The organism is Nostoc foliaceum FACHB-393 (genome assembly GCF_014698505.1).
Lineage (GTDB): Bacteria > Cyanobacteriota > Cyanobacteriia > Cyanobacteriales > Nostocaceae > Nostoc > Nostoc foliaceum_A.
This window is the reverse complement of record NZ_JACJTD010000156.1, coordinates 1-3,887: the sequence shown is the minus strand read 5'-3', so window position 1 is coordinate 3,887 and position 3,887 is coordinate 1. Positions and strand designations below refer to the sequence as shown.

General features: G+C 42.4%; 2 protein-coding genes. Both read left to right on the top strand.

Annotated features, from left to right (window positions below):
* Positions 1–377 precede the first annotated feature (377 nt).
* Positions 378–770 (top strand): hypothetical protein, encoded by a 393-nt coding sequence (locus tag H6G92_RS38365; RefSeq protein WP_190902041.1) that lies wholly within the window; start codon positions 378–380, stop codon positions 768–770.
* A gap of 662 nt (positions 771–1,432) precedes the next feature.
* On the top strand, positions 1,433–3,559 hold the full coding sequence (gene recD2, locus H6G92_RS38360; protein ID WP_190902039.1) for an SF1B family DNA helicase RecD2: 2,127 nt from the start codon (positions 1,433–1,435) through the stop codon (positions 3,557–3,559).
* The last annotated feature ends 328 nt before the right edge of the window (positions 3,560–3,887 follow it).

Sequence of the window (3,887 nt, the reverse complement as noted above, 5' to 3'; positions counted from 1 at the left end):
CGGTTGAAATTCTCAATCAGGGTTTAAAAGATTTGGTTGAGGAAGCTTCTAAATATAAAAAGTCACAGTGATTCGCGAATATCATTCGCGAACCAATTTCCCCTTTCCACATCCCGTGAAAAGTCAGGTTCGGGGTAGGTTAATTTCCACTTTTTCTTAAACTCTATTGGGTGCATAGTATTTATTTGATACTTGCATAAAGAACTTATTTAATATTTATAACATAAATACTTAGTCAATTACTTGTAAGTTATTTTAAAATTATAAATCAATTTTTTATATTTGTTATCTTAATATTTTCCTAAAATATATTAGCTATTATCGGGCTTATCAAATTTATCTATAATAGAGATATTCTCTTTTAACCAATCATTTTTATGTCAAACAAAAATGCTCATTTTCAGCAACTATTCCAACCAAAAACTCAAGTTAATAAAGATGAAGAAAATCCAACGCAATTAGCCAATCGCCTAACCCCTACTGATGACCAAATCAAAGACTGGCTACAGTCACCAAAAATCAAACAGTGGCTTACAAAACTACTAATGGGCATACCGAATAATCTCAAGGTAGAAGCGATAAATACCATCATCAAAAATGTTATACAAAACCCAAACAAAGACTGTCGAGTACAATTCGGTAGTTCAACTATTGGAGTTGATGTTTTGCGGTGGCAAATTTGGGCATCCTATAAATTACCTTACGCCAGTGGAATCAAAACTCCTGATTGCCCCTACACTTTGAAAAACCATTTGGATGCTTCTGACTAACTTGCCGGATGACCGAACAATTCGCACTCTTGCTAACGCCCCGCTCCGCTAACGCAGTGACGCTCCTTCTCTGCGAGACGCACTCGCGTTCGTCGCTAACGCAATTCGCTTTTTCTGACGTACTTGTATTGAATATGTGATTTTTCCATTACTCATATCTAACTACGGTCGCATCCAACCAGGCTACTCTTGAAGTACACTCTAAATAGTTATCAGTTATCAGTAAACAGTTCAACCTGGGACTACGATTTAGTTAACAATGGCTGATAATTTTTAGCTTTACCGCTACTCCAGGTCAAACGCATCTAAATTACTCTTGATCACAACCAATGTAAATACCTGTTTACGTAATTATAACTAGCATCGGCATCGCTATGCAGGAAAACTTTCTGCATTATGTTCATCTAGGTAAACAGACCAAATGAACGCAATGCTAGACTATATACTAACCTAGACAAGTATCATGATGCAGTATGAGCGACGTTAAAGTTGGATTTTTAACCGTGTAATTTCTGACATCAAAAATTAATTTGCCATTCGCTAAAGTCCCTTCGCCCATTAGGGAGCATCTTGGCGTTCGTAAATAGAATTCATTAAAGTGAAATGGCACATCAAATTGGGATAATCTCTTTTAGTCGTAAATATTTTTACCCCTGACCAAGATGCCAGCGCCTTTAAAAGTTGAACTGTCACCAAAGGAAGATCAAGCCCTACTAGCACTCACTCAAGCAAAAGGTATACCACCAAGAACTCAAAGTCGTGCCACTGTACTACGCTTATCAGCAGCAGGATGGACAGTGCTAAAGATCGCACAATATTTAAAATGGCATCCACAGACTGTACGCGACACAATTCATCGCTGGTACTGGGGCAAACTCGATAGTTTGTGGGATTGTTCGCGTCCGGGTCGCCGTCGCCGATGGCATAACCCAAATATCAAGTCCCTGCTTCAATTCAAAATATCTTTATTTAGCTATCAACTTATTTTTATTTTATTTTCTTACATCTCTTACATCTATTTAATGCTATTTCTCCACAGTCATGGCGTTTCTAATACTTATGCAGTCAGAATTTACAGGCAGTACAAGGATGAAGCACTCGCTACTCTCACCAGCAATCCCTACCAGTTAGCTGCTGACATCTACGGTATTGGTTTTCTGAGAACTGATAAAATTGCCTTTAATTTAGGAGTTGCGCCCGATAGTCAGTTCCGTTACCGTGCTGGTTTAATTCATGTTTTGAACGAAGCTGCTGCCGATGGGCATTGCTATTTACCCCAGCCAAAACTCATTGAGAATGTGATCAAACTGCTGACTACAGCAGATCACACACCCGAAGAAGATGCCCTCGCTGATATTATCAAAGACATGGCACTCAAGGATGACTTAATCCGCGAGAAAAGCGAAGACCAAACGCTGCTATGTTATCTACCAACCTACTTTCACACCGAACAGAACCTTGCTCAATTAATACAATCTAGATTTTGCCAACCAGTTGCACAAGATATGCCTCGTGTTCGCGCCTGGATTGAGCGCTTCACCAAGAGTCATAAAATCAAACTTTCACCACAGCAACGGCTAGCGGTAGAAATGGCTGCATATTCAAGGGTAATGATTCTTACTGGTGGCCCCGGTTGCGGTAAAACTTTCACCACCCACACCATAGTCTCTCTGTGGAAAGCAATGGGCAAATCTATCGCCTTAGCTGCGCCAACTGGACGCGCTGCTCAACGCCTGAGTGAAATCACACAACTCGAAGCCAAGACGATACACTGCTTGTTGGAATTTGACCCAAAGACAATGGGCTTCTTACGCGATAATCAAAACCCTTTACCCCATACCGCAATTGTCGCGCTAGAAGCTAGTATGCTTGATTTGTTTCTAGCATCTTCTTTGGTAAAGGCGATACAATACGGTTCCCAACTACTGCTAGTGGGTGACATTGACCAGTTACCCTCTGTCGGTCCCGGTCAAATCCTTGCTGACTTGATTAATTCTGGTCACGTTCCGGTGGTGCGGTTGACCAAGGTATTTAGGCAAGCCCAACAGAGCGCAATTATCACCGCTGCTCACCAAATTAACCGAAGCCAGTTTCCCACAATTGAACCGATTTCCGATAATCCCGTGTCTGAGTGTCTGTGGCACGGCGGCGGTCATCACCCCAAACATGGTGTTAAAGCAATATCCGAAATCATTACAGACTTGATTCCCCGCCTGGGTTACAATCGAGCTACTGATGTGCAAGTGCTTTGCCCCATGTCGCGGGGTTTGCTTGGGACCCGTAACCTCAATACCTTATTGCAGCAGTTGATTAATCCGCCCAGTCCCGACAAAGTAGAGATTACCAGGGGCGGGAATTTATTACGAGAAGGCGATCGGATCATTCAACTGACTAATGATTATAATCACGAAATTTTTAATGGCGACTTCGGAATTATCAAGGCCATTGATCCTGAAGAGATGGAAGTTACTGTGCAGTATGGTAAGCGTACTGTCGTTAGGACGGGAGCAGACTTAAATCAAATTGCCCTCGCCTGGAGCCTCACCATTCATCAAAGCCAGGGGTCAGAATATCCGGTAGTGATTCTGCCAATCTATACGCAGCCTTATATGATGTTGTCTCGTAAACAGTTTTACACAGCATTAACTTGTACCAAGCAGTTAGCGATTGTCGTTGGTTCCAAGAAAGCGATATCCAAGGCTTTGCGTTCTACTGACGGCCAACTGCGATATACGCGATTACAGCAGCGGTTGGAAAGCGCTTTTTTGCAACCGACGATTGCAATTTAGAAATGTTCAACAAGAAAGGCAGAGGGCAGGAGGCAGGAGGCTCAGTTGGAATACTGTTTTGCGCTAAAGCCCTTGACCAGAGAGAACATGGGTCTGAGTCCCCCACCATAATCTCTGCCACAGGTGGCCAAGAATTGGGCGGGGTTAAAACCCCGTTCAAATTCTGACGCTCGCGGACTCGCTAACGCTTCGCTATCCCTTCTGACTTGAAAATCAAACTTCGGCTTAAATCCAACAAGGATATGTGGCTGAAGTCATTGAATGGCGACACAGCCGAAACAAAATATTGATTACAGGTTTAAATTGCGACCGGAACAGGTTCAACACT